The 22,406-nt window shown below is 68.5% G+C and carries 28 protein-coding genes and 2 pseudogenes; 19 read left to right on the forward strand and 11 right to left on the reverse strand.

Annotation, left to right across the window (positions count from 1 at the left end):
• Positions 1–558: 558 nt before the first annotated feature.
• Positions 559–696 carry a hypothetical protein gene (locus AB0C33_RS50685; protein ID WP_358302904.1) on the reverse strand — a complete coding sequence of 46 codons (138 nt, stop codon included), beginning with the start codon at positions 694–696 and terminating at the stop codon, positions 559–561.
• A 9-nt stretch (positions 697–705) separates the two neighbouring features.
• On the opposite strand from AB0C33_RS50685, the gene AB0C33_RS50690 reads away from it, so the two are divergent.
• Complete coding sequence (locus AB0C33_RS50690; RefSeq protein WP_358302907.1) at positions 706–1,206, forward strand: hypothetical protein; 501 nt, start codon at positions 706–708, stop codon at positions 1,204–1,206.
• Positions 1,207–1,437: 231 nt separating this feature from the next.
• Here the strand turns inward: AB0C33_RS50690 and AB0C33_RS50695 are convergent, their stop codons facing one another.
• Complete coding sequence (locus AB0C33_RS50695; RefSeq protein ID WP_358302909.1) at positions 1,438–1,803, reverse strand: STAS domain-containing protein; 366 nt, start codon at positions 1,801–1,803, stop codon at positions 1,438–1,440.
• A 349-nt stretch (positions 1,804–2,152) separates the two neighbouring features.
• Between AB0C33_RS50695 and AB0C33_RS50700 the strand changes: the two genes are divergently transcribed.
• Positions 2,153–2,410 (forward strand): hypothetical protein, encoded by a 258-nt coding sequence (locus tag AB0C33_RS50700; RefSeq protein ID WP_358302912.1) that lies wholly within the window; start codon positions 2,153–2,155, stop codon positions 2,408–2,410.
• A 133-nt stretch (positions 2,411–2,543) separates the two neighbouring features.
• On the opposite strand, the gene AB0C33_RS50705 is transcribed toward AB0C33_RS50700, so the two are convergent.
• Complete coding sequence (locus AB0C33_RS50705) at positions 2,544–2,837, reverse strand: hypothetical protein (RefSeq protein ID WP_358302914.1); 294 nt, start codon at positions 2,835–2,837, stop codon at positions 2,544–2,546.
• A 336-nt stretch (positions 2,838–3,173) separates the two neighbouring features.
• On the opposite strand from AB0C33_RS50705, the gene AB0C33_RS50710 reads away from it, so the two are divergent.
• The 12 genes from AB0C33_RS50710 to AB0C33_RS50765 all read left to right on the forward strand — a co-directional run bounded on the left by AB0C33_RS50710 (position 3,174) and on the right by AB0C33_RS50765 (position 10,713).
• Entirely contained in the window at positions 3,174–3,485 is a 312-nt protein-coding gene (locus tag AB0C33_RS50710) for a UBP-type zinc finger domain-containing protein (RefSeq protein WP_358302917.1), read from the forward strand.
• A gap of 19 nt (positions 3,486–3,504) precedes the next feature.
• The gene (locus tag AB0C33_RS50715; protein ID WP_358302920.1) at positions 3,505–4,494 is read left to right on the forward strand and encodes a fatty acid desaturase; all 990 of its coding nucleotides are present in this window, start codon (positions 3,505–3,507) and stop codon (positions 4,492–4,494) included.
• Positions 4,495–4,628: 134 nt separating this feature from the next.
• Positions 4,629–4,802, forward strand: coding sequence for a CsbD family protein (locus AB0C33_RS50720; protein ID WP_358302923.1), 174 nt, complete (start codon positions 4,629–4,631; stop codon positions 4,800–4,802).
• Positions 4,803–4,931: 129 nt separating this feature from the next.
• Positions 4,932–5,129 carry a hypothetical protein gene (locus AB0C33_RS50725; RefSeq protein ID WP_358302926.1) on the forward strand — a complete coding sequence of 66 codons (198 nt, stop codon included), beginning with the start codon at positions 4,932–4,934 and terminating at the stop codon, positions 5,127–5,129.
• Positions 5,130–5,222: 93 nt separating this feature from the next.
• Complete coding sequence (locus AB0C33_RS50730; RefSeq protein WP_358302929.1) at positions 5,223–6,278, forward strand: LysR substrate-binding domain-containing protein; 1,056 nt, start codon at positions 5,223–5,225, stop codon at positions 6,276–6,278.
• Between the two features lie 140 nt (positions 6,279–6,418).
• Positions 6,419–7,078 carry a hypothetical protein gene (locus AB0C33_RS50735; protein WP_358302933.1) on the forward strand — a complete coding sequence of 220 codons (660 nt, stop codon included), beginning with the start codon at positions 6,419–6,421 and terminating at the stop codon, positions 7,076–7,078.
• A gap of 121 nt (positions 7,079–7,199) precedes the next feature.
• Complete coding sequence (locus AB0C33_RS50740; protein WP_358302936.1) at positions 7,200–7,442, forward strand: DUF6328 family protein; 243 nt, start codon at positions 7,200–7,202, stop codon at positions 7,440–7,442.
• A complete protein-coding gene (locus tag AB0C33_RS50745; protein ID WP_358302939.1) occupies positions 7,364–8,500 on the forward strand; it encodes an AI-2E family transporter in 1,137 nt (378 codons plus the stop codon). The genes AB0C33_RS50740 and AB0C33_RS50745 overlap by 79 nt, the downstream gene beginning before the upstream one ends.
• Before the next feature lie 242 nt (positions 8,501–8,742).
• Positions 8,743–8,874 (forward strand): hypothetical protein, encoded by a 132-nt coding sequence (locus tag AB0C33_RS50750; RefSeq protein WP_358302977.1) that lies wholly within the window; start codon positions 8,743–8,745, stop codon positions 8,872–8,874.
• 223 nt (positions 8,875–9,097) lie between these two features.
• Positions 9,098–9,784: a hypothetical protein gene (locus tag AB0C33_RS50755; protein ID WP_358302942.1), complete on the forward strand. Its 687-nt coding sequence runs from the start codon at positions 9,098–9,100 to the stop codon at positions 9,782–9,784.
• 220 nt (positions 9,785–10,004) lie between these two features.
• Entirely contained in the window at positions 10,005–10,307 is a 303-nt protein-coding gene (locus tag AB0C33_RS50760) for a hypothetical protein (RefSeq protein ID WP_358302945.1), read from the forward strand.
• 34 nt (positions 10,308–10,341) lie between these two features.
• A complete protein-coding gene (locus tag AB0C33_RS50765; RefSeq protein WP_358302947.1) occupies positions 10,342–10,713 on the forward strand; it encodes a hypothetical protein in 372 nt (123 codons plus the stop codon).
• Here AB0C33_RS50765 and AB0C33_RS50770 read toward each other — a convergent pair.
• Positions 10,708–11,559, reverse strand: coding sequence for a universal stress protein (locus AB0C33_RS50770; protein WP_358302950.1), 852 nt, complete (start codon positions 11,557–11,559; stop codon positions 10,708–10,710). The two genes, AB0C33_RS50765 and AB0C33_RS50770, sit on opposite strands and share 6 nt — an antisense overlap.
• A 533-nt stretch (positions 11,560–12,092) precedes the next feature.
• Between AB0C33_RS50770 and AB0C33_RS50775 the strand changes: the two genes are divergently transcribed.
• On the forward strand, positions 12,093–12,632 hold the full coding sequence (locus tag AB0C33_RS50775; RefSeq protein WP_358302953.1) for a DUF5994 family protein: 540 nt from the start codon (positions 12,093–12,095) through the stop codon (positions 12,630–12,632).
• Between the two features lie 286 nt (positions 12,633–12,918).
• Positions 12,919–13,665, forward strand: coding sequence for a DUF4389 domain-containing protein (locus tag AB0C33_RS50780; RefSeq protein WP_358302956.1), 747 nt, complete (start codon positions 12,919–12,921; stop codon positions 13,663–13,665).
• Positions 13,666–13,709: 44 nt separating this feature from the next.
• Here the strand turns inward: AB0C33_RS50780 and AB0C33_RS50785 are convergent, their stop codons facing one another.
• The 6 genes and pseudogenes from AB0C33_RS50785 to AB0C33_RS50810 all read right to left on the reverse strand — a co-directional run bounded on the left by AB0C33_RS50785 (position 13,710) and on the right by AB0C33_RS50810 (position 18,155).
• Positions 13,710–14,753: a helix-turn-helix domain-containing protein gene (locus AB0C33_RS50785; protein WP_358302958.1), complete on the reverse strand. Its 1,044-nt coding sequence runs from the start codon at positions 14,751–14,753 to the stop codon at positions 13,710–13,712.
• Between the two features lie 98 nt (positions 14,754–14,851).
• The gene (locus tag AB0C33_RS50790) at positions 14,852–15,406 is read right to left on the reverse strand and encodes a hypothetical protein (RefSeq protein WP_358302961.1); all 555 of its coding nucleotides are present in this window, start codon (positions 15,404–15,406) and stop codon (positions 14,852–14,854) included.
• 10 nt (positions 15,407–15,416) lie between these two features.
• Positions 15,417–15,572 (reverse strand): annotated as a pseudogene (locus AB0C33_RS50795) (transposase); the annotation flags it as partial.
• Between the two features lie 34 nt (positions 15,573–15,606).
• On the reverse strand, positions 15,607–16,956 hold the full coding sequence (locus AB0C33_RS50800) for a DUF6351 family protein (RefSeq protein ID WP_358302980.1): 1,350 nt from the start codon (positions 16,954–16,956) through the stop codon (positions 15,607–15,609).
• 5 nt (positions 16,957–16,961) lie between these two features.
• A complete protein-coding gene (locus tag AB0C33_RS50805) occupies positions 16,962–17,510 on the reverse strand; it encodes a dihydrofolate reductase family protein (protein ID WP_358302964.1) in 549 nt (182 codons plus the stop codon).
• Positions 17,511–17,609: 99 nt separating this feature from the next.
• Positions 17,610–18,155, reverse strand: a complete 546-nt coding sequence (locus tag AB0C33_RS50810) for a dihydrofolate reductase family protein (RefSeq protein WP_358302966.1) — start codon at positions 18,153–18,155, stop codon at positions 17,610–17,612.
• A gap of 71 nt (positions 18,156–18,226) precedes the next feature.
• On the opposite strand from AB0C33_RS50810, the gene AB0C33_RS50815 reads away from it, so the two are divergent.
• Positions 18,227–18,832, forward strand: coding sequence for a response regulator transcription factor (locus AB0C33_RS50815; protein ID WP_358302969.1), 606 nt, complete (start codon positions 18,227–18,229; stop codon positions 18,830–18,832).
• On the opposite strand, the gene AB0C33_RS50820 is transcribed toward AB0C33_RS50815, so the two are convergent.
• The gene (locus tag AB0C33_RS50820) at positions 18,758–20,668 is read right to left on the reverse strand and encodes a histidine kinase (protein ID WP_358302972.1); all 1,911 of its coding nucleotides are present in this window, start codon (positions 20,666–20,668) and stop codon (positions 18,758–18,760) included. The two genes, AB0C33_RS50815 and AB0C33_RS50820, sit on opposite strands and share 75 nt — an antisense overlap.
• Positions 20,669–20,837: 169 nt before the next feature.
• On the opposite strand from AB0C33_RS50820, the pseudogene AB0C33_RS50825 reads away from it, so the two are divergent.
• Together AB0C33_RS50825 and AB0C33_RS50830 are read left to right on the forward strand one after the other, a co-directional pair.
• Positions 20,838–21,557 (forward strand): annotated as a pseudogene (locus AB0C33_RS50825) (IS481 family transposase); the annotation flags it as partial.
• Between the two features lie 91 nt (positions 21,558–21,648).
• Positions 21,649–21,837, forward strand: a complete 189-nt coding sequence (locus AB0C33_RS50830) for a hypothetical protein (RefSeq protein ID WP_358302975.1) — start codon at positions 21,649–21,651, stop codon at positions 21,835–21,837.
• Positions 21,838–22,406 lie beyond the last annotated feature (569 nt).

A 22,406-nucleotide genomic window follows, 5' to 3' on the forward strand; every position in this document is an offset into this window, starting at 1 on the left:
TCAGATCGACCCCGGCCGCCAGCATCAGCGAGGCCGCGCCATGGCGGAGATCGTGCAACCGCACCGGCGGCAGCCCCACCTGGAAGGCCAACTGGTAGAACTGGTCGCTGACCTGCGGGGATTTGCCGTGCCCCGGGCCGGAGGGCGGCCCCAGTCGGCCCGCACAGGCCCGTCATGGGGCCGCAGCGAGGATGTTCGGGGCCACCGGATGCCCCGGGGCGGTCGGTATCGACGCCCACCTCCGTTGCCCATGTCAAGCGATATCCGCTGGTCACATGTTCCGGCCCACGCCCCGGCAGAGCCTGAGGCGTACTGCTGCCTGCCTCGGTCGCAGGACGCCGGCCTCGCGCGGAGGGCTACGCCCTGATCACGTGACGGCGGTCTCCGCTGGTGGGGAAGGCACAGCATCGAGATTCGGCGAAGTGGCATTAAATACCGGCCACAACGGCCGAGCTTTTAATCCGTAGGTTCCGGGTTCGAGCCCCGGGCGCCCTACCACTCCGACCTGGGGTTTCTCGTCTGTGCAAGATCCTGTTCTTGATCTGGGTCATGCTTGGGTCACGTCTGGGGCAACCGGATTCTTCGGACTTTTCTGGCGGTCGTGCGCGCCGTCGTCAGCACCAGCCGGGCCGTTGCCTCCGCCGCCTCGTGGTACAGCTCCGGCAGCACGGACGGGTAGGTGTCCGCGGTCAGCACGATGCTGGCGTGCCCGAGTTGCCCCTGAACGGTACGCAGATCCACATGCGCAGCCAGCGCGGTCGAAGGCGGCTCCATGACGGAGGTCGTGGAGCCGCACCGGCGTTCGGCGCCTATGGACAGACCAAGCTGGCCAACCTGCTGTTCACCCGCGAACTGCAGCGCCGCCTGAACAGGGCCGGCTCACCGATCCTGGCCACGGCAGCGCATCCCGGCTGGGCAGCCACCGGATTCACCATGACCACCGGCCGGCGGATTTTTGACCACGCCCTCGCCCTGGGAACGCGGCTCCTGGCCCAAAGCCCCGAAGGCGGGGCCCGGCCGACCCTGCTGGCTACCGTCGGCGACGTCCCCGGCGCCAGCTTCTCCGGACCCAGCCGGTTCGGCGTACGCGGCCCTGCCGCCCTCGAAGAATTGTCCGGCAAAGCACTCGACGATGACGCCGCGCAAAAGCTCTGGGAGGTTTCCGAACTCCTCACTCATGTCACGTTCCCCCTGCCCGCCGCCTGAGCAGTAAATCCCGCCGCAGCAGCCCCGGCCACGACCCGCTGAGGGCAAGGCGTGGCCCGGGCGGCCAGGCCGAGGACGGTGTCCGGGATTGGGTTCGGGCTGGACGCCAACCACGACACCCAGCCCGGCGGCGTCGCAGAACGACACCTTGGACAGGTCGGCAACGGGCGGACGACGGTGGCGGTGGCGGGGATGGGCCACAGACCTGCCCGGTGCGGCGATCGAGGGCCGTCATGAGGTGCTCCGATCCTGCAGGCGAAGACCGGCCTTCGGGTGCCAGCCGGTGAGCTGGAGCAGGCGTCGCACCTGCGGAGAGGGCGAGCGTAACGTCAGAACCTGGCCGTCGCGCATGCCGGCGGCGGGGGTGACCAACGCGCGCAACCCGCCGACGTCGCAGAACACCAGGCCGCTCAGATCGACGCAGAAGCTGCCACCTCTCGCCATCGAGGCCAGTGCCCTGGTCAGGACAGGCAGGGTGGCGTAGTCGAGCTCGCCTTCGATCCGCAGGCCCGTGGAATCGACGAGCGGCGTGATACGCAAGAGCGGATCGGCGACCGTGTCAGGCGTGCGGATGCCGGCTGTGTCCGCGGTGTCCATGCTGACTCCTACGGGCGGGGAGTACGGAATAAGGTGGCCGCGCGTGTGAGGCGGCCATGAACACGTGGTGCGGGAGCCGGCGTGAGTGGAGCAGTCCGGTGCGATGTACTGATCATCCCGTGGGCTCGGCCCGGTGGATAGCGGCAATCTGCCTCACGCTTATCATCAGCCGTGATCACCGGGGTCGGCGCCCGCGTGGTGACGCGATGGGTTTGACGGCCGCACCGCTCGTGGCGTCTCATGGGGAACCACTGGGGCGCTCTCCCGTTGTCCTCGGCCGGCAGATGGAGCAGGCCGGCCAGCGACACCGGATCGCACTCGGAGCTCAAGGACGGCATGGTGACTTGCATTGACCGCTCAACCTGCGCAGCCGCCGGGTCCGAACGACGGCGTGGATCAGGCCCTGGCCGACGTCTTGACGGCGATCGGCACGGCCTCGCTCGCCCTCGCCGTCCAGCGTGCGACGAACATGGCCTGCCATGGTGACCGGCGGCGGCTGGCCGGCTGCCTGGACGCGATGGGGCCCGGCCGGCTCGCCGAGGTGGCCGCCGCCGCCCGGTTGCTGGGCGCCGCGGCCGAGCGGGCGCTCGCCAGGAGGAATCCGTAGCGGTCGGCCGGTGCCGGCCCCTTCACGTCTCGCGCGACGATGGGCCGACACAAAAAAAGCCCCGCGCCATGACGCGAGAATGTTCTCGCACGCCACAGCACAGGTTGAGCTTTTCGCGATGTTCAGCCGGTGATCAGCTCTTGTCGCGAATCACATCGTAGTCGGAGAACTTGATCGGACCGTCGCACAGTTTGACCATGTGCGCGTTGAACCGGCCGGTTTCCGGCAGCTTGCTGTTACGCTGGGCCTCCTCGTAGGAGGAGAATTCGACGAGGGCCACGTAGTGATCGGGGCGGTCGTGGTGCTTCGCCACGATCTCGCGCTTCACATGGCGCTTTCCTTCGGTCTGCGTCCGCCACTCGTTCATGAGCGACTCGACTTCCGTGGCGCGTTTGGTGCTGAATTCGAGAATCTGCACGAAGCTCATGAGAGCCTCCCCTTTTCCTTGCTTGCATTCCTCATTCAATGCCAACCCGAAATAAATAGCAAGGAAATTTCAAATAAACGTGCGAAATTCGCTCTCGGCATAAGGCGACGGAAGGCCCGCACCGGGGAATATCCAGACGATTTCATGGTCCGGCGGTTCTCTACGTGACGATCCGCATGATCCGGTGGCGTCTCGTGAAATCGCCCGCAGGCCCGCTATCGCCGCAGCTGATGAGGCTGACTGGGATTGCGTCTTTCCGCCGAGGCGGCTGAGCACGTTGACTGGCAAGCGACCAGCCGGCGCACCTTGCGTCGCTGTCACCGTGAGGGGGTCGTCATGACCCTGGACGCACAAGGAATGGCCGCGACCGACCGCGTAGACATGAACGGTCAGGCCCCGCGCTGCGATCACATCCACCAGCTCCCCCAAGTGCGGTACGGACCGCCCGAATGCAAGGAATGTCTGGCCCTCGACCAGACCTGGACGCGCCTGCTGGTGTGCCTGACCTGCGGCTGGGTGGCCTGTTCCGACGATTCGCAGGGCGGCCACGCCAAGGCCCACTACCAGGAGACCGACCACCCGGTGGCCGCCGCCCTGGCACCGAGGTCGACCTGGCGCTGGTGCTACGTGCACCGGCGGACCGTATAGATGAGAAAAAGGCTGCTTCATGACTGTTTCCGAACGACCGGTGCAACGCCGGCAGGCCTACGACGGAACCTCGCCCTTCCCCGGGGCCGGCGAGCACGTGCCAGCCGGGCGGGCGCAGACCACGCTGACCGGGGCGATCGTGATCGCGCCGTTCGCCGCGCTCGGCGCGGTGATCTACCTGGCGTGGGGGCACGGGGTCGCGCTCACCGACCTGCTCCTGGCCGCCGCCTTCTACGTGGTGACCGGTCTGGGGGTGACGGTCGGCTTCCATCGGCTGCTCACCCACGGCTCCTTCACCGCCCGGCCCTGGCTGCGTGTGAGCTTGGCGGTCGCCGGGTCGATGGGCTTCCAGGGCAACGTGATCGACTGGGTGGCGGTGCACCGCCGCCATCACGCCTTCACCGACCGGCCCGGCGATCCCCATTCGCCCTACCGGTACGGAACCAGCCTGCGCGGGCAGCTTCGGGGGCTTGCCCACGCCCACCTGGGCTGGCTGTTCACCGACGACCAGACTCCGGCCGGGCGTTACGCCCCTGACCTACTGGCCGATCCGGCCATGACCCGCGTGGCCCGCGCCTTCCCCGCGCTGTGCGGGCTGTCGCTGGCGCTGCCGTTCGCAGCGGGCTGGGCGATCACCGGCACCCTGTACGGCGGCCTGACCGCCTTCCTGTGGGCCGGGCTCATCCGGATCGCGCTGCTCCAGCACGTCACCTGGAGTGTCAACTCGCTGTGCCACCTCATCGGCAGCCGGCCCTTCAAGACCCGCGATCACGACCGGGCGAGGAACTTGTGGCCGCTGGCCCTGTTGTCGTTCGGTGAGAGCTGGCACAACGGCCATCACAGCGAGCCGACCTGCGCCCGCCACGGTCTCGACCGCGGCCAGATCGACCCGTCCAGCGGGGTGATCCGCCTGTTCGAACGGTTCGGCTGGGCGAGCAACGTGCACTGGCCCGATCCCGAACGTCTCCGGCGCCGCCGTACCGGCCCGCTCTCACCGGCCGGACACTGACCCCGGATGCCCCCACCGCTCATCAGTTCCTGTGATAACCGGCGCGGCCATTGCTCGTTTCCCCCTCGCAAGCCGGGACAGACACTGAGGCTCCAAGCCGCCTGACCGCGGCGGAGCAGCGAAGGAAGATCACAATGAGTTTACGTTGGGAAATCAGCAACAAGGTCCAGGCCTTCAAAGGCTGGACCAGGCAACGCTTCGGCCGCGTCACCGGCAACCGGCATCAGCAGGCCACAGGCAAGAGGGGCCAGGCCGCAGGCAATCTGAAGCAGGCCGGTGACAAGGCCAGGAACGCCTTCAAACGCTGATCCCCGCTTCGACGATCCGCCCGGTGGGTCCCAGGTCCCGGATCGGGATCCCGTCCGGACGCGGGCGAACTCGTCAACGGTCCCATCGTCTCCGCCAGCCTCGCAGGCACGAAGATGGAGGCAGAACCGATGCGCGTCGCATCATTGGTGCTGATCCTGTGGCTGATCGTCGGTGCCGTCGCCGCAGGCCAGCGCAAGTACTACACGGCACCGGTGGAGAACTGCAACCAGGTGGCCACGATCGCGGTGACGATCCTGGCCGGCCCCCTCAACTACCTCGGCATGAACCCGAAGATCGACTGCCAGACGCCTCAGCCCAGCAAGTAGGGCCCGCCTCCAGAAGTTGACATACCCACGAGGAACCTAGAGTGGGAGACCACGGGCGCATCGGCACCGCCTGGGAGAGGAAGGGTGTCGGGCATGGAGTTACGGCAGTTGCGCTATTTCGTGACGCTGGCCGAAGAGCTGCACTTCGGCCGCGCCGCCGCCCGCGAGCACATCGTGCAGTCGGCGCTGAGCCAGCAGGTCCAGCGGCTGGAACGCGAGCTCGGCGTGCGGCTCCTGGACCGCAGCACCCACCACGTCGACCTGACCTCCGCCGGAGCCGCCTTCCTCATCGAAGCCCGCCAGATCCTCCACCATGTCAGCCGGGCCACGCAGGCCGCGCGCAACGCCGCCGCGTCCGCGCCCACGCTGCGCGTCGGCATCATCGACGCCGGCTACGACACCATGCCGCAGATCCTGCGCGCACTCCAGGACAACCGTCCCGGCATCACGATCCACCAGATCGAAGCGGGCACCCCCGAGCAGTACCGGCAACTGGCCGACGGCCGCCTCGACATCGCCATCGGACACGCCTCCCGGACCCCGGCCGACGTGGCCTCCAAACTCGTCAGGCTCGATCCCCTCGGCGTGCTGGTCCCCGACGACCACCGCTTCGCCGACCTCGACGGCGTACCCGTCGCCGCCCTCGCCGACGAGCTGCTCCTGCTCGGCGAGGAATCGCAGACGCCGGAGCTCAACCAGTTCGTCCTCGCGCTGTGCCGCGCGGCCGGGTTCGGGCCCGCTCTCTACGAAGGCACCGTCGAGAGCTCCCGGGCCGCCGCCGACCTCGTACTCCAGCACCGCTGCGTGCACTGCGTCCCCTCCTCCTTCCGCTCCTCCAACCGGCCCGGCACCACTTGGCGGCCCCTGACCGACCCCACCACGTACTACCCCTGGTCCCTGCTGTGGCACGACGCCAACCCCTCCCCGCACATCGCCGACGTCATCGACACCGCCCGCCACCTGGCCGAACGACTCGACTGGCTCGAACCCGTCGCTCCGGCCACCGAACCGCCGTCCGGCGAAGACGCGCCAGGCCGGAGCGCATCCTGCTCCCCCAGCAGGCCATCGACCTCGGCCGCGCGCACCAAGCCGTACGACGCTGGTACGCGCGCCCCACCGACGCCGCCACCGGGCCGTGAGCTCAAGTGATCGCGGGGGCAGCGGTGATCAGCTCCCGCGATGAGCTTTGCTGCGAACGCCCCTGTCCGTCTCCGGACGGGTGGCGTTGACTGGCGGTATCCGGTCACCTGTCCTCAGGCGGGACGCCGGCGATCGGAACGGAGGCGATCATGTCCGCCGAGGCCGTCATGTGGGTGGCTCTCATCGTGGGGGTGATGGTCATGGTTCCGGCCATCGGCTTCTTCTTGCTGCGCAGGCGTCGGGGTCGTCTTCGCGAGCGATTCGGCCCCGGTTACGAGCGCATGGCCGCCGCGGCGGGCGATCGGCGGGCGGCCGAGCGTGAGCTGCGAGCCCGCCGGACGCGATCAGGGCCACTCGACGTACAGCCGCTCGATCCCGAGGCGCGCCGCGGCTACGCCGGCCGGTGGGCCGCGGTGCAGGAGCGTTTCGTGAACGAGCCGAGTCCCGCGGTCTGCGAGGCAGATCTGCTGGTGCGGGCCGTCATGGCCAAGCGCGGATACAGCACCGAGGACTTCGCCCAGCAGGTCTCCGACTTGTCGCTGCGCCACAGCCGCACCTTGGTGCGCTACCGCCAAGCCCACGAGATCAGTGGGCGCGCCGGGGACGGGTGGGTGTCGATCCACGAACTGCGGCAGGCCATGACGCACTATCGCGCCTTGTTCGACGACCTCATCGGCGGCGACCAGCGGCCCCTCGGAGCTCAGGCCGCCGCCGCGCTGGCACCCTTGACCCGCCCATCTGGAGCTGCAGGTTCCGCCGGTAAGGTCACGGGCGCCCAACAGGTCGCGAACCGGAACCATGATCGATGAGTCCATGCCGTGGTCGTCGTGCCATGGAAACTCAGGGTAGTGCCCGACCGATGGCGCTGCCTCATCAGGAGAGACGAAGCCGCCTTTTCACCGATGACGGATCCTCTGCCCGGACGCCAAGGTGGACTCCTCGGGCCACTGGCTGTTCTTCATCGCGTTGACCGGGGCAGCCACCACTTCGCTCTGTTTCATCACGCCCGCCGTTCGGCGCCGGCTGCTGTTTCGTACGGGGCTGAAGGAGAAGATCGTGCACCGCGCCAACGAACGGTGGGAAGGTTGCCCTACATGGATTCACCTCAGGAGCGCCTGTCGAGATTGGTGCCGCCGATCTTGGCGAAGATGGCCGCGTGGTGCGCGTGCCTGATCGTCATCGGCATCGCGGCCAACTTCGTGTTCGGTTTCGTGGCGACGATGCGCATCCTCGCCCTGCCGGTGGCGGTCGCCCTGCTGCTGACCGCGCTGCTGTTCCCGCTCACCCGACACCTGAGCGCGTCGGGGCTGCGGTCGGTCTACGCCACCTGGATCACCATGCTCGTCGCCCTCGCCGTGCTGAGCGGGACGGGCTGGATCATCGGCGTCCGGGCCAACGAGGAGTTCCCCGGCCTGGTGGCACAGGTCAGGCAGACGGCCAAGACGGTGGAGAACTGGCTCTACACCGGCCCTCTGCACCTGGAGCCCCTCCAGCTCAGCGGCTGGGTGGACGAGATCGCCAATCTGGTCACCGAACGGCAGCAGCAGATCACCTCGACCGTTCTGGCAGGGACCGTGGTGGTGGTGGAGGTGCTGGCCTCGATCGTGCTCCTGCTGTTCGTGACGTTCTTCCTGCTCAAGGACGGTGACCAGATCTGGTCCTGGTTCCTCAAGGGGTTCGGCCGGATGGCGCCACGGGTCGACCGGGCCGGCCGGACCGCCTGGACCACGCTGTCGCACTACGTGCAAGGCACGGTGGCCGTGGCCGCGGTGCACGGCGTGCTCATGGGCGTGGTGCTGGCCGTCATGGGCGTCCCGCTGTGGGCGGCACTGGCCGTACTGATCTTCCTGGCCAGCTTCGTCCCGATCGTCGGCATCCTCTTCGCCGGCGCGGTCGCGACGCTGGTCACGCTCGGCGCGAAGGGCCCCATCTACGCACTGATCTTCATCGGCATCCTCATCGTCGAGCAACAACTGGAGAACCACGTGCTCCAACCGCTGATCGTCGGCCGGGTGCTGCACTTCCACCCCCTGGCGATCATCATCGTGCTGGCCGTCGGCGGCATCCTGGCCGGGATCGCCGGCGCGGTCGTGGCCGTCCCGATCACCGCCATCCTCTACCGGGCCGTGCCCGAACTCTTCAAGAGCGACCCGATCCCCCTCCCCCCAGGGCCGGCGCCCGGCGAAGGTGCACCAGCAGCCACCAGCAGCCGCGGCGACGAGGCGGTCTGACGCGCCGGCCTCACCGCTGGTCGTGCCGTACAACCCCTCTTCTTCCTGGTGATCGGTCCTGAAGATGGCCCCTTCGCCGTTCGCTTGTTTCCGCCCCTTCCGCGCGGGTGTTGGCTCAGGGTGAGTTCGACCGTAGCCGCCGGCAACCGGCCGGCCCCCTGCTTCGACCGGTCCGGAAGACCGATCCCGCAGACATCGAGGCACCGCCCTAGGGAGAACGGCCATGGGCACACGTCTCCGGCATTCAGGGCTTCTTCAACCTGTCCACCTGGGTCTGCGCCGTCGTCGGCGCGGCAGTGCTGCTGCTCGCCTACAACCTGGTCACCGGCCGGCGCACTGGCCGAGGTTCAGGCCGCTGGGCCGGCCGCCGATGACCCCGTCCAGCCCGCCCCCGGAGCTCGCGTTCCCGCCACAGAGGAGGTGAGGTGCAGGGGGAAGCGCCAGGGCCGTACCGCAGATCGCATCCGATCCGAGCCGTGCGGTACGGCCCTGCGTTCCGGCAGGTGGCCCGTGACCGTCGATCCACATCCCGGCCGCTGCCTCTGCCCGTGCTCACCAGCCGTGTGCGAAAGGCATCGACATCTGCAGGAGGCAGACATGACCATCGTTACCATCCTCTGGGTGGCCGTCGCCGTGGCGGTGATCCTGGCACTGGCCATCGGCTACGTCTTGCTACGCCGCCGCCGGGAAGGGCCGCGCCGGCGCTTCGGCCCCGAATACGAACACGCCCTGAACGAACAGGACAGTCGTGGAGAGGCCGAGCAGGAGCTGCGTGCCCGGGAGAAACGCTTCGCCACCCTCGACATCATCCCGCTCACCCCCGCCTCCCGGCAGACCTACGCGGAGCGCTGGACCCGGCTGCAAGAGCGGTTCGTGGACGTGCCGGGTCCCGCCGTCACCGAGGCCGACCAGCTGGTCACGGCCGCGATGGCCGAACGCGGCTACCCCACCGGGGGCTTCCGGCAGCAGCTGGCGGACCTGTCGGTGGTGCACGGCCGCACCCTTCACCATTACCGGCAAGCCCACCGGATCAGCGGGCGCGCCGCCTCCGGCGACGCCTCCACCGAGGACCTGCGGCAGGCCATGGTGCACTACCGCGTGCTGTTCGAGGAACTCCTCGCCAACGACGACGAGCACCGCCCGCAACCAGCCGCAACCCCCCCACGAGCAACCAGCACTCGCCGACGAGCAGGCGAGCCGCTGACCAAGCGACTGGCCGCGTCTGGAGGTCACGATGAGGGTGAGGAGCGGCGTCAAGTCCGCGAGCCGCGAGGCGCCCACTGATGGGTCTGCCTGGTGTGCGGGGACCCAACGCGTGGTGATCGCTTCTGGAGATGGATCCATTCCGAATCGCCTGTGTCTGTACGGCGCCCGTGGGTGTGCTCTGGAGGTGAAAGCGTTCGACCCCGGCCGCGGCGATCACGCAGCGGCCGGAACCCTGCTTCGACCGGTCCGGAAGACCGGTCTCGTGCGGACATCGACGCACCGCCAGAGGAGTGCCGCCATGGGCATCATCGCTTCGATCGTCCTCGGGCCGGTGCCCGCCGTGGCAGACCTGCTGCCCGGCGGATTCGACGTGCGCATCGTGGGCGTCATGCTGATGCTCGGCGGTGTCCTCGCTGTGTCGATTCTCCTGCTCCGCACCCAGTCGCGTTGGAGTGGGTCGACCGTCCGAAGCCGACAGGACGCCATGGACGACCTGGCCGGCCACAATGCCAGGCGGCGCAGCAGTCACGAGCCCGCACCCGACGCCGATCTCCGCCGGACGCCCGGACAATCAGACGCAACGGCCAGGCGGGACGGTTGAACAGGTTTGCCCCTGAGAGGCGAACATGTCCACGATGACCACCATCGTCGCCATCGTGATGGTGGCGACGATGGTCGCAGCCGTCGGCTTCGTCGTGGTGCGGCTGGGCTGGGAACAGATTCGCCGGCACCCCGGTCGCCGAGATCACAGCTCGACGTCGCGCCGGCTCTGGCGGTCCTTGCGGCCGATCAGCTGGTCACAGCCACCCAGGACGAGCGGAAACATCCCAGCAAGACACCTGAGACAGCGGCCGCGACCCTCTGACAAACTCGTCTACGGCCCGGCGATCCCGCCCGGCGCGCCGACGGGGCCGTCCGAGCCGCTGCTCACCCCCGAGCCTGCCGACCGACCGGCCCAGACGGCCACCGGCTCAGGTTCCAGGTCGCCGGCCAAGGCACGCTCATGACCGCACCACCGCGACGGAGTTGCGCGCGCCGTACAAGATCCCGAGGGCGACGGATCCGAGCATCACGGTGCCGATCGCCCCTCTGCCCTGAGAGCCCACGACGACCAGATCCGCCGTGACGGAAGCTCCGATGAGAGCATCGACGGGGTGGGCGCGACGGACGTCCTCGATCACCGGAACCTGCGGATATCGCTGCCGCCACCCCTGGAGGATGCCGGCCGCGGTCCGGCTCTGGGTAGCGTGGATCTCGTCCAGGTCATAGGCGTCGTCGGGGATGTGAGCGTGCGCCGGAGGTTGCCACGCGCAGAGCGCGCGCAACGTGCTCGCACGCAGCATCGCCTGCTCGAAGGCGTAGCCGAGGGCGGGTTCGCAGGCGTGATAGTCGTCGAGCCCGACCACGACCTCCCCGTGGACGGTGTCATGGTCGGATCGGACGACGACCACCGGGCCGTGCGCGTGCCCGGCCACGTGGGTGCTCACCGAGCCCAGCACGGCCCCGGGGAAGCCGCCGAGGCCGGTGCCGCCGATCACGATCTCGGCGCAGTCACCGGCCCGGCTGCGCAACACCGCCGCGGCGGCGCCCTGAAGAAGTTCGCAGCCGACGTCGATGCCGGGCTGTCGCTTGCGCGCCGCCGCCTCGGCGTCGCTCAGCACGCTCTGCGCGCTGAGCATGATGACGTCGTCCTGGCCCGGGGTGGAGAATCTCGCGATCTCGTACGGCGAGCGGTCCACGGCGTGCACGATGCGGAGCCGGGCCGCCATGCGTGCGGCGTCGTCGGCGGCCCACTCGACGGCCGAGGTGGCGGCATCCGAACCGTCGGCGCCCACGACAATGACACGATTCATGGCTACTCCAGATTTGTGCCGGCATTTTACTGATGACGTGAAGAACGAATGCACTGGACCGGGCCGGCACATTTAGGCGCCGTTGACGGTCGCCACATCAGCGCTTGAACATCCTTTTGGATTTCTCGCTGCGCCGCCCCGGATCATTTCCAGCCCGGTCGGCCATGCCCTTCGACTCCAGATGCTGGTTTCCGGTGGCACGGCCGTAGTAGAGCATGATCCAACCCCGGACGGCCCGCATCCTGGACTTGATCCTCCATGACGGACTCATGGCGCCTCCCTTCTGCTGCTCTCGAACCCGGCACCAGGCTGCTCTTCCTGGCGAGAACAGACAACAGGCAATCACCGGCCCGATTATCACCACAATCGATAACAGCGCCTGCCGGCGACATGATGTTTTTCCTTGCCTCGCAAAGCGAGGTAGAATAATAAATGCCGAGGACATTTCGAGCGTTGGCATCCAGGTTGGCGTCGCCCGCGGCGACAGACCACTTCCGGCCCCGTGACGGGGCCCGACAGGCCAGGCGATCACGATGACGACACCCCTCTTCCCGTCCAGCCCCGTTCTCGCGGCCGAGGCCGCCCCCAGGCTCAGCCTGAACACCGTCCTCGACCGGCGAGGCACCGTCGACGGGGCATGGTGGCCGCGCACCCGTGACGCCGCCGCCGAACTGCCCGCCCTCATCTCCGCCGTCGACCAGCGGCTCGGCAGGGCAGTCCTGCGCGTGGGCCTGCACCTGGACGCCTGGGATCACATCCCGCGCCGCATCCCGGCCCGCGGCCGCCAGGTCAGAGTGGGCTGGTTCCGCAGCGCCGACCCGCACCTGATCACCCTGAGCATCGCCGGAACCGTGCCCATCACCCTGCTGGTCATCCCGCCCGGCACCGCGGACGGCCCAGCCACGGCCGCGCTGGCGTTCGCAGCCGCAGGCACGGCCGGAGTCCGTCCCGCCGACATCCTTCACCCCGCACACCCGGAGGAGGGCTCACCCGGCCGGGACGACTCAGCCTCCTGGGAGAACGAGGGCGGCCGCATCACGACCTCCGTGCCAGCACGGCCCGTCACCATCTGACACACGCCGAGCCGTCGTTCCCGGTGGACACGGGCCTCCGATGAGACGGGGCACGGCTCGGTCTCTCAGCGCGGATCCGGCGGCGCGCTCATCCCCTCACAAACGAGCAGGTTCGTGTGTCCGGCCGGCTCCTGGCTCACAGCCGGCCCCGCGCCCGCAACAGACCTCTGCCGAAGAGACGTCCGCACCGCCTGGCGCTCCCGAGCAGTGGCCATGCGGCCTCCTCCTACCTGCGACTCCCGGACAAGAAGGGAACTCGACCATGAGCTCGCCAACCCCGTTGGCCATGCAAGCCCCCACTCCCGCGGTCAAGCCGTACCCGATCCAGGTGCACGCCCAGCAGGACGACCCTCTGTCACGCTGGCTGTGGCTGGTCAAATGGCTGCTGATCGTGCCCCACGTGCTGATCCTGATCCCGTTGTGGATCGCCTTCTGCGTGCTCAGCCTCGTGGCGCTTGCCGCGATCGTGATCACCGGCCGGTATCCGCGGCCGCTCTTCGACTTCAACGTCGGCGTCATGCGGTGGAACTGGCGGGTAGGCTACTACGCCTACAACGCGCTCGGCACCGATCGCTACCCGCCGTTCGCGCTGCGGGAGATCCCCGGCTACCCGGCCGGGCTGAACGTCGCGTACCCGACGCGGCTGCACCGCGGTCTCGTCCTGGTGAAGTGGCTCCTGGCCGTCCCGCACCTCCTGATCGTCGGGATCCTGTTCAGCGGCAGCGCCTGGATCGGCTGGCAGGCCGGCGGCGACGCATGGGACTGGGGCGGCGGCGGTCTGGTCGCACTGCTCGTCCTGATCGCCGGGATCGCGCTCACCGTCACCGGCCGCTACCCCCGCCCCCTGTTCGACCTCATCCTCGGTCTGAACCGCTGGGGTCTGCGGGTCGCCGGCTACGCGGCGCTCATGACCGACCGATACCCGCCCTTCCGGCTCGATCTCGGCGGAGACGAGCCCGGCGGCGCCGCCGTCTCGAGCAGGCAGCCTTGCGCCTGCCGACAATTCCATCCATGCAGGTCAAGCGGCATGTGAGTACTCATGGAGGACAGCGCCAAGCCGGGCTCGTCGGCATATGTTCAAATCAGTGATTCGCTCTGGCCCCGTGATCGGCTCCGGGACGGGACGCAGCGGGGCGGCTTGGGCCAGGGCTTGATGTGCGCGGTGCTGGTTGTAGAACCGTTCGTACTCGCGTAGAGCGTGCCGCAGGTGGCGTTCGTTCCAGACGAGGCAGCGGTCGAGAAGCTCATGGAGCGGCAGGACTGCACCCGCCGCTCCATGATGGAGTTCATCCGCGGCATCCGAATGCCGGTGAGCACCGTCTTGATGCCGGCCTCGGCGAGGACCTCGTCCATGAGGATCGGCAACTTGCCATCCCGATCTCGGAGCAGAAAGCGCGCTCGGCAGCCTGCATCGTCCAGGTCCATCACTAGATTCCTGATTGCCTGGGTGACCCAGTTCGCGCTCGGGTGAGCGGTGGTGCCGAGCACGCGGACGCGTCTGGTGGCGTGCCCGATGACCGCCAGGACGTACTGGCGTTGCCCGCTGAGGGTGATGGTCTCGATGAAGTCGCAGGCCAGTAGGGCGTCGGCTTGCGAGCGCAGAAAGTCGGTCCACGTGGTGGAAGCCCGTTCGGGTGCCGGGTCGAGGCCTGCCTGTTTGAGGATCTCCCAGACGGTGGACGGCGCGACCTTGATGCCGAGCGTGGTGAGCTCTCCGTGGACCCGCCGATAGCCCCAGCTCGGGTTCTCCCGGACCAGGCGCAGAATGAGGGCGCGGATGGAGGGGACCGTGGGTGGGCGCCCGGGCCGCTTCGGCCGGCAGATACGGGCGTGACGCCGTCTCATCAGATCGCGGTGCCAACGCAGGACAGTGTCCGGCCGGACGAGAAGCCGCAATTGGCGCAGAACCTCGCGGGGCAGCGACGTCAGGAGAGCGGCCAGGAAGGCCCGGTCCTCGGGCGCGAATCGCACTCTGGTGTCGGCGCAGAGTTGGCGTTCAAGGACGGCGATCTGGTGACGCAGGACGAGAATCTCCACATCCTTGTCCCGATCGCTCATGGGGAGCAACCGCAGCGCGGCGAAAGCGTTCGTAACGGTGAGGTAGGCCAGGCGAAGGAGCACAGCGGATCATCCTGCCGTACGCGCTTCTGTCTCCGGGCCGCCAGAGCTCGCGTACACCACGCGAAGCTCTCACAGAGTCATGAGATGGGCGGATGTAGTTATCGGCAGGCGCAGAGCCGGTCGGCGTCGTCCCAGGTGAAGGTGGAGGTGCCGGTGCCGTCGATGCGCTGCACCACGCGGTTGTCGGCGTCGTAGGCATAGACGTTGAGGTCACCGGCGACGGCGCTGCTGGACTTGAGCAGCTGGCCGCGGTCGTTGAGGGTGAAGGTGAGATCGTTGGCGGTGATCATGCGGCCAACCGAGTCGTAGCCGAACCTCTTGGCCTCGGTGTCGGCCTCGGCTCCCGTCCCGGTCTGCGTGACGAGCCGGTTCAGCTCGTCGAAGGTGCGCTCGACCCGTACCCCGCCGGGAGCCAGGCTGACGGCGGGGTTGCCGGCCACGTCGTAGGCGACGGTCCAGGTGCGGTCCTTCAGGTCGGGGTGCTGCGCGGTGGCCGGCTCGATCGCGGTCTCCACCAGGCCGAGGCTGTTGTAGGTGGTGTAGGTGGAGTTGCCGCGGCCGTTGGTGGTGCGGGTCTGCGCGCCGGCGGCGTCGTAGCCGAAGGTGCTGGTGATCTGCTCGGACGCGGAGACCGGCTCGACCAGCGAGGTCATCCGGTTGGCGCACCGCCAGCCAGTGCTTGGCGCCCTCACCACCGTCGCCGGCCCAGATACCCAGGATGTCGCGGTGCCCCTCGACGGTGACGGCCATCACCAGGTAGATGGGCCGGTTGGCGACGTGACCATCCCGGATCTTGACATTGATCGCGTCCACGAACAGGACCGGTACACGCGATCGAGCGGTGCCGCGCCCGTCAGCCCGTGGGACGCAGCGTCCGCGGCGGGTCGTGCTTGGTGAAGGCAGGGAGCATCGCCCTGTCCACTCCGGTCAGGAAGTCGAGCGGCGCCTGGTAGCCGTCGCCTACGGCGTGGGCGGCGGCGTTCATCCGGGAGGGTTTCGTGGTGGGCCACTTCCCGGTGTCGATGCGGGTCAGCAACGTCCGCAGGGTGACGATCTCCTCGGCGGCGCTGAGCGCGCAGTGGCTTCCCCTGCCGACGTACACCTGGCGCAGGTTGCCCGGGTCGCGGACCTGTTTGGCATACCAGTTCTCCTGGTCGGTGCTGGTGCCGCCGTCGCCGGTGTTGTGGGCGGTGATCATCGGGACCTTGAGGTTCCCCTTTGGCACGCCGTACCGCTTCAGGTAGGCGACGGCCTCGGGATCGGCGGCGACGCGTTCGGCGGACGCGAGCTGCTTCAGGTCGCCGCGCAGCGAGAGGCCAGCGGCCTCGTATGCCTGCTTGACCAGCTTCTTCTGGGCGGATTGGGCGAGCTGGCGGCCATAGTCGACGCCGGTGTTCGAGGCGGGGTTGCCGCCCGCCCTGGCAGCGAGGTCGGCCTGGCCGGACGGGCCGCCGTAACCGTAGGCGTAGGAGCCCATCACCCACTTGGCCTGCTGGCGGATGCGTTCGGCCACCTTCCTCGGACGGGGGCCGTGAGTGGAGTACCAGTCGGAGACGTTGTTGAACGCGCCCGCCAGCGCGAGCCTGGCACGACCCTCGGGTGTCTTCGTGCCTGCCTCGACCGCGTCGGCGAGCGCCTTCGCGCTCGCGTCCGGGTCCTCGGCGCCGACCAGGTCGATGTCCTTGCCCGGCGCGAGCAGCGTCTTGACCGCAAACAAGACGTCCAGCTCGGCGTTGAGGGAGCCGAGGGCGTCGAAGTTGCCGCATACGTTCATCGCCCCGGCGAAGCGGCCCGGGTTGCGCTCAGCGAGCAGAGTCGCGGCGACGGCGCCCATCGACTGGCCTGCCGCCACCGTCCGCTTCGGCTTACCGATCCTCTTCTCCACCCAGTCGAGCAACGCGAGCTGATCGGTCATCGCGTTCTCGGTCTGATAGCCGTAGCCACCATCCTTGTACTGCGCGGCGGCCAGCGCGTAGCCGCGGTCGAGCAGCCACTTCTCGGTCTTGGGATGATTGGTCAGGCTGATCGTCCCGACGGGGAAGCCCTCGGGGTGGTAGCCGTGGCTGAACAGCAGCAGCGTGCCGTTCCACCGGTCCGGGGTCTCGACCCGGTACTTGGCGCCGTCGATCGTACCCGTGTGGGTGGCGCGGCCGGATTCGACCGGCGCCGCGAGCAGACTCGCGCCGATCGCCAGCACGCTCATGATCTTCACTGCGGCGCTCCAGGGGTGTAGGTGAGCACGATGACGCCCGAGGCGAACGTCGTCGTCCTGGCCAGCTTCAGGTGGGTGGTGTCGATGCCGTCCAACAGGCGGTCACCGCTGCCGGCGACGACCGGGGTAACCCACAGGTGGTATTCGTCGACGAGCCGGTGCTCCAGCAGTGTCCTGTCGAGCTCGCCGGTGCCGAACTTGAGGAGGTTCTGCCCGGGCTGCCGCTTGAGCCGGGCGACCTCCTCTGCGACGTCGCCCTTGATGACGGTGGCGTTCCAGGTGGTGTCGGTGAGCGTACGGGAGGCGACGTGCTTGGGCAGCGTGTTCATCCTGACCGCGTAGTCGCCCTCGACCGACTCCAGGCTCGGCCAGCTCGCCGCGAAGCCCTCGTAGGTCTTACGTCCCAGCAGCAGGGCATCGGCGGCGAACAGTAGCTCACGGGCGTAGGCCGAGTACTCCTCGTCCCAGTACGGCGTGCTCCACTTGTCCGCGCCGCTGACGACGCCGTCAATGGTCATGAACGTGGACTCGATCAACTTGCGCATGGCACTCTCCTTAAGACCCATGACGAAAATGACCTCTCTCGTCCCTCAATCCCCGAGCGTCGGAAGGGGCGGGAGGTGCGCGGATTCTGTTAGCAGTGGTCAGACAACGGGGCGGTAGGTCAGTAGCAGCGCGCCGGTGGCGAAGCGCTGCGCATCGACGAGCTCGACCGGGGTGGCGCTTTCTGCGCGGAAGAGCGGCTCGCCCGAGCCCTTGAGGACGGGGTAGATCCAGATGCGGTACTCGTCCAGTAGCCCGGCCTGGGCGAGTGTGTCGGTGAGGCGGCCGTGGCCCCAGATGAGGATGTCGCCGCCGGGCCGGCTCTTCAGCTCGGTGACCTGGGCCACCACGTCGTCGCCTGGGATGACGACAGTCGGGCTCCAGGTGGCAGTGTCGACGCGTTGGGAGGCGACGACGTACTTGGTGATGGCGTTGACGTGGTCGGCGAAGGAGTCGCCGCTCATGTTCGGCCATGCCTGTGCCATGCCCTCGTAGGTGACGCGGCCCAGCAGCAGCGCGTCCACCCCCTTGGTCATCGCGGTGGCGTGGGTCTCGGTCTCCTTGTCGGAGTGCTGCGGCGACCACTCGTGCGGGTTGTCGATGAAACCGTCGAGCGTGGCGTGCGTGGAAACGATGATCTTTCGCATGCATCTATACTCACAATCATCCGTTTTGCCAGGTAGTGCACCGTTTCATCAGGGGGATGTGAAGGATTCACATGATCCGTGTGATGATCGCCGAGGACGTCCGCATCCTGCGCGACACCCTGGCCGCCGTCCTCGACCTGGAGGACGACATCACCGTGATGGTGGCCGTCGAACGCGGTGACGAGGTGGTGCCCACGGCCCTCGACGCCGAGCCGGACGTGGCCGTTCTGGACATCGATCTGCCGGGGATGGACGGGCTTGAGGCCGCCGCGCTGCTCCGTGACAAGCTGCCGCGCTGCCGTACCGTCATGCTGACCGGCCTGAACAAGCCCGGACACCTGCGCAGGGCGCTGGACGCGGGCGTCGCGGGGTTCCTGCTCAAGCACTCGCCGCCCGACGAGCTGATCGACGCGATCCGTAAGGTGGTCGCCGGCGGCCGGGTGGTGGATCCGCAGCTTGCGCTCGCCGAGTTGGAGCGGGCCGAGAGCCCGCTGACCGCGCGCGAGGCCGAGGTGCTGCGCATCGCCGCCACCGGCGCCGAACCCGACGAGATCGCCAAGACGCTGTTCCTCAGCCTGGGGACGGTGCGCAACTACCTGTCATCAGCGCTCATGAAGCTCAACGCCCGCAACAGGATCGACGCCATCAAGATCGCCACCGATCAGGGGTGGCTGTAGCGGCACGCTCGCCTCGAGCACGAACCTGTCTCCCCTGATCCCGCTGGTCAGCTCGCCGCCGACCGCGCGCATCCGCCCGGCCAGGCTCTCCAGCCCGATCCCCGGCTCCACCGCGTCCCGGCTGACCCCGTCGTTGGTCAGCCGCAGCCACGCCACGCCGTCCTTCTCCTCGAAGACCAGCTCAGCCCGCATGGCGGAGCTGTGCCATACGATATTGGCCGTCCCCTCCCGCAGAACGGCGGCGAGCGCGGCATCGGCCTCCGAGTCCAGCTCCAACACCGAGACCGAGGAACGAACCGACACACCGGCGGCGGACAGCGCGGCTGTCGCCGTGCCGACCTCCTGGGCCACCGACATCTCCCCAGGCCCCGACACGATCATGCCCAGCTCCGCCAGCGCCTGACGCGCCGCATCGACCGCCGCGGAAAGCTCCGCCCTGGCCCGCTCCGCGTCCCTGCCCGCCAGCCGGAAGGCCAGGTCGCTCTTCAGCACCACGACCGAGAGTCGCAGTCCGAGCAGGTCGTGCAGGTCACCGGCGAAGCGCAGGCGCTCCCGCGCAACCTCGGTGCGTGCCAGCTCGGCCCGCGCCGCCTTCAGCGCCACGACCAGCGTCCCCATGTTGACCAGCCCGTACACCACGAGCGCGCGCACACTGATCCACACCACCTCGTAGACCGCGCTCAGCACGGTCGAGTCCCCCAGCTGCACGTTCCACAGCGCCAGCACGCCGCCGAGCAGCACGGCCACCGCCACCCAGCGCATCCACCCGGACAACAGCACGAGCCCGGCCCCCGGCAGGAAGTACACCGGGTGCCACAGGTCCAGCTCGAAGATCAGCAAGGGCGCCACGGCCGGTATGCCCAGCGCGAACAGCATCAGCACGGCCCGCTTGACAGGCCGCCCGGGGACGCACGCCCGCAGGAACAGCGCCAGAAACGCCGCCAGCGCCACCCAGAAGATCGCCTCGTGGAGCACCGGGACGTCGACGCGGAAGATCCGCCGCACCTCGTTCGGCACGATCATGAGGCAGATCGTCATGACCCCCAGGACGGTCACCCCGGTGGTAGTGAGGTCGTCGGCCACGGCCGCGGACGGCCGCTCGCCCCGATGCCCGTGGGCGACGGAACGCGTCTCCTTCAGCGCGGCGCGCGCGGTGTCCACGCTCGCCGCGAGCCGCTCCCGCACGTCCTCGGACCGCCCGCTCTCCAGCACCTTCCGCCCGCCCGCGACGATCCCCTCCAGCGAACCCGCGACCCGCTCGCCGAGCTGCTTGGTGAAGGCCGCCCGCTCGCGTGCGACCGCGGCCTCCGCGAGGCTCGCCCGCGTCCGCTGAAGGTCGGTGACCATGTCCGCGAGCCGCGCCACGACGTACAGGACGATCCCGGCGAAGGCCGCCTGCCCGATCGCCAGATACAGCGACTCTGCTGGCCCGAACCCCTCCGCCAGCGTAGACGCCGCCTGGGCGGCCAGGACGACCCCGAAGCACGTCCACGCGAGCCATCGCCGCCTGATTAGCAGCAGGAACGCCGCGGCGGCGAAGCCGGAGTTGCCGTACCAGGTGTCGGCGAACCAGATCATGCCTGCGACGGTGAGCACGACCTGCGCGGCCAGCGTCCACGGCCAGCCCGCTGGCCATGGTTCCTGCGACCAGCGCACGCAGTTTCGCAGGTGCAACGCGAGCAGGGCCACCAGCAGGGCGGTGGCGACCGGCCGCTCGGCCGGGTCACCGTTGACGATCCCGACGAACCCGCCGAAGGCGAACCCGCAGCTTGCCACGGCCGCGACGAGGCGCGCGACGCGCACCCCGGAGACAGCGGATCGACTCAATACCGGCATTTCGGGCAGGCTACCGCACTCCGACGCCTTCACTAAGGGGTGTGTCTAGATGTACTGACCACAGAGGTTGAGAACGCGAAGACACACGATCCCCAAGATCATTGCATAGGAAAGAGCCTACGGGTTCGGTGTGGATTGCGACATCTACGCCGAGCCCCGGAGGCCCTTCATGCCCCACAGTAACGCGCCGCCGACCGAACTAGGACGCCTACGCCTACGCCTGGCCCGCTGCGTGGTAGAGGACGGCTGGCCCCTGCGACGCGCTGCCGAACGCTTCCAAGTAGCGGTCAACACCGCCAAACGAAGGGCCGATCGCTACCGCCAGCTCGGCCCCGCCGGTATGACCGACCAGCCCTGCCGGCCGCACCACAGCCCCCACAAAACCCCGGCCCGGACCGAACGCCGCATCATCAAAGTACGCATCCTGCGCCGATGGGGACCGGCCCGCATCGCCCACCTCCTGTGCCTGCACCCCTCCACCGTGCACCGCGTGCTGTCACGCCACGGCGTGGCCCGCCTGCGACACCTGGACCGCGCCACAGCCCACCCCATACGACGCTACGAACACGACCGGCCCGGCGACCTGGTACACGTCGACGTCAAGAAACTCGGCAACATCCCCGACGGCGGCGGACACCGCATCACCGACCGGCAGACCGCACATCACCACCGCAAGCCCACCACCACCGCCCGCTACCGGCACGGCGAGCCCAAGATCGGCTACAGCTACCTGCACACCGCCCTGGACGACCACTCCCGCCTGGTCTACACCGAAATCCTGCCGGACGAGACCAAACAAACCGCCGCCGCCTTCTGGCACCGCGCCCACGCCCACTTCACCAGCCTGGGCATCACCGTCCGCCGCGTCCTGACCGACAACGGCGCCTGCGTGCTCTACGGCGACATGGGCTGGCTGGTCCCCCAGGCCCTGAAGGGGGTTGAAGACGGCCGAGTCGGTCTGCTTCGACAGCATCAGCCAGATGGTGGTCGACCGGTGGAGCAAGGGCAGGGTCGTGCTGCTCGGCGACGCCGCCTGGTGCGTGACGCTGTTCGCCGGCTACGGCTCCTCGCCGGCAGTGGGCGGCGCGGACCTCGGCGCGGCAGTGGAGCACGACTGCGACGACGTCCTGGCCGCGCTGCCGGAAGGGGAGGCCGAGCTGCGGCCGTAGGCGGAGAAGCAGCAGCAGCTCGGCCACCGAGTCAAGGGCGTCAACGCCCCGCGCAACCCGCTGGTGCTGGAGCTGACCCAGCTTCCCCCGCGGCTCTCGGCGTGGGGCCGATGCGCCGGCTGGTCGAGCGCAAGTTCCAACTGGCGGGCTGAAGGAGAGGGAAATGCGGGTACTGGTCCTGGGCGGCGCCCACCACGTCGGACGCGCCGTAGTGGAGGTCGCGCTGCGGCGCGACGACACCGTCACCACTGCGCCACATAACGGCGATGGTCAAGAATACGTGGTTGCTCGGTGGTTGCTCGCGTGTACGCAATACCGCACGGCATCGTCATCACTTCCCGACACGACGGCGGGAAGAATTCCGTCCACTGCGATAGAAAAGGTCACTCCGCGACACTGAGCGACACCGAAGGAACCGACTCATAATCCGTGGGTCGTGGGTTCAAGTCCCACCCGCCCTACTCTTCAAAACCAACGTCCGACCTGGTGTTTCTCGGTTCTCGCCACCCTCGGATCTTCCTGTTGATCATGGTTGGTTGCTCCATGGTTGCTCTTGTGTACGCACCGTG

The sequence above is a fragment of the Nonomuraea sp. NPDC048881 genome (genome assembly GCF_040649795.1).
Lineage (GTDB): Bacteria > Actinomycetota > Actinomycetes > Streptosporangiales > Streptosporangiaceae > Nonomuraea.

Excerpts from the sequence above, each read along its gene's own strand:
- AB0C33_RS50695 (WP_358302909.1), bottom strand. The coding sequence starts at position 1,803 with ATGGACACCGCGGACACAGCCGGCATCCGCACGCCTGACACGGTCGCC.
- AB0C33_RS50705 (WP_358302914.1), bottom strand. The coding sequence starts at position 2,837 with ATGAGCTTCGTGCAGATTCTCGAATTCAGCACCAAACGCGCCACGGAA.
- AB0C33_RS50710 (WP_358302917.1), top strand. The coding sequence starts at position 3,174 with ATGACCCTGGACGCACAAGGAATGGCCGCGACCGACCGCGTAGACATG.
- AB0C33_RS50715 (WP_358302920.1), top strand. The coding sequence starts at position 3,505 with ATGACTGTTTCCGAACGACCGGTGCAACGCCGGCAGGCCTACGACGGA.
- AB0C33_RS50720 (WP_358302923.1), top strand. The coding sequence starts at position 4,629 with ATGAGTTTACGTTGGGAAATCAGCAACAAGGTCCAGGCCTTCAAAGGC.
- AB0C33_RS50725 (WP_358302926.1), top strand. The coding sequence starts at position 4,932 with ATGCGCGTCGCATCATTGGTGCTGATCCTGTGGCTGATCGTCGGTGCC.
- AB0C33_RS50730 (WP_358302929.1), top strand. The coding sequence starts at position 5,223 with ATGGAGTTACGGCAGTTGCGCTATTTCGTGACGCTGGCCGAAGAGCTG.
- AB0C33_RS50735 (WP_358302933.1), top strand. The coding sequence starts at position 6,419 with ATGTCCGCCGAGGCCGTCATGTGGGTGGCTCTCATCGTGGGGGTGATG.
- AB0C33_RS50745 (WP_358302939.1), top strand. The coding sequence starts at position 7,364 with ATGGATTCACCTCAGGAGCGCCTGTCGAGATTGGTGCCGCCGATCTTG.
- AB0C33_RS50755 (WP_358302942.1), top strand. The coding sequence starts at position 9,098 with ATGACCATCGTTACCATCCTCTGGGTGGCCGTCGCCGTGGCGGTGATC.
- AB0C33_RS50760 (WP_358302945.1), top strand. The coding sequence starts at position 10,005 with ATGGGCATCATCGCTTCGATCGTCCTCGGGCCGGTGCCCGCCGTGGCA.
- AB0C33_RS50765 (WP_358302947.1), top strand. The coding sequence starts at position 10,342 with ATGACCACCATCGTCGCCATCGTGATGGTGGCGACGATGGTCGCAGCC.
- AB0C33_RS50770 (WP_358302950.1), bottom strand. The coding sequence starts at position 11,559 with ATGAATCGTGTCATTGTCGTGGGCGCCGACGGTTCGGATGCCGCCACC.
- AB0C33_RS50775 (WP_358302953.1), top strand. The coding sequence starts at position 12,093 with ATGACGACACCCCTCTTCCCGTCCAGCCCCGTTCTCGCGGCCGAGGCC.
- AB0C33_RS50780 (WP_358302956.1), top strand. The coding sequence starts at position 12,919 with ATGCAAGCCCCCACTCCCGCGGTCAAGCCGTACCCGATCCAGGTGCAC.
- AB0C33_RS50790 (WP_358302961.1), bottom strand. The coding sequence starts at position 15,406 with ATGACCTCGCTGGTCGAGCCGGTCTCCGCGTCCGAGCAGATCACCAGC.
- AB0C33_RS50800 (WP_358302980.1), bottom strand. The coding sequence starts at position 16,956 with ATGAGCGTGCTGGCGATCGGCGCGAGTCTGCTCGCGGCGCCGGTCGAA.
- AB0C33_RS50805 (WP_358302964.1), bottom strand. The coding sequence starts at position 17,510 with ATGCGCAAGTTGATCGAGTCCACGTTCATGACCATTGACGGCGTCGTC.
- AB0C33_RS50810 (WP_358302966.1), bottom strand. The coding sequence starts at position 18,155 with ATGCGAAAGATCATCGTTTCCACGCACGCCACGCTCGACGGTTTCATC.
- AB0C33_RS50815 (WP_358302969.1), top strand. The coding sequence starts at position 18,227 with ATGATCCGTGTGATGATCGCCGAGGACGTCCGCATCCTGCGCGACACC.
- AB0C33_RS50820 (WP_358302972.1), bottom strand. The coding sequence starts at position 20,668 with ATGCCGGTATTGAGTCGATCCGCTGTCTCCGGGGTGCGCGTCGCGCGC.
- AB0C33_RS50830 (WP_358302975.1), top strand. The coding sequence starts at position 21,649 with ATGGTGGTCGACCGGTGGAGCAAGGGCAGGGTCGTGCTGCTCGGCGAC.